Annotated in this window: 1 protein-coding gene; it reads right to left on the bottom strand. The window is 61.9% G+C overall.

Annotated elements, in window-relative coordinates:
* Nucleotides 1-147: 147 nt before the first annotated feature.
* Nucleotides 148-861, bottom strand: a 714-nt coding sequence (gene istB / locus ACDP63_RS25030; RefSeq protein ID WP_409928877.1) for an IS21-like element helper ATPase IstB, incomplete at its 5' end; no start/stop codon positions are given.

The raw sequence follows: 861 nt of genomic DNA, 5'->3' as shown, positions 1-861 counted from the left end.
TGTCAACGGCGGTGCAATATCCGGCCACGCGGCGGAGTAAAATCCGGCCACGCGGCGGTGACCGGCGCCATGGCGCGCGCGCTTACCAGATAGCTGGCGCGTGCCATGGCGCATTGGCCCCTTGGGCCAAAACAGCACCATCTGATTTCAGGACTTTTGTTGCTGCTTTCGGGCAGTGCTGTTGGCGAGACGATAACTCTCGCCGTTCATCTCGAGGATGCTGACGTGATGGGTCAGCCTGTCGAGCAGTGCGCCGGTGAGGCGCTCGGAGCCGAAGGTCTCGGTCCATTCATCGAAGGGCAGATTGCTGGTAATCAAGGTCGCGCCGCGCTCGTAACGTTGCGAGATCAGCTCGAACAACAATTCGGCGCCGGTCTTGGACAGCGGCACAAAGCCCAGTTCGTCGATGATCAGCAACTTGTAACCGGCCATTTGCTTCTGAAAGCGAAGCAGACGGCGCTCGTCGCGGGCCTCCATCATCTCACTGACCAGGCTCGCGGCGGTGGTGAAGCCCACGGAGAGCCCCTTCTGACAAGCCGCCAGTCCGAGGCCAAGGGCGATATGCGTCTTGCCCGTGCCACTTGGGCCGAGGGCAATGACGTTCTCGCGACGGTCGATCCATTCGCAGCGGGCCAGTTCCAGCACCTGCATCTTGTTGAGCTTCGGAATGGCGCTGAAGTCGAAGCTGTCGAGGCTTTTGACCGCGGGGAATTTGGCGGCCTTGATGCGGCGCTCGACCATCCGCCGCTCCCGGTCAATCAGCTCCAGTTCGACGAGGCGGGCAAGGTAGCGGACATGGTCCATGCCTTCGGCCGCGCATTGCCGGGCCAGCTTCTGATGTTCGCGCAGGAATGTTGGCAG

Source organism: Paracoccus sp. P2, assembly GCF_046335115.1.
Lineage (GTDB): Bacteria > Pseudomonadota > Alphaproteobacteria > Rhodobacterales > Rhodobacteraceae > Paracoccus > Paracoccus pantotrophus.
This window is presented reverse-complemented; position numbering and strand designations above follow the sequence as displayed.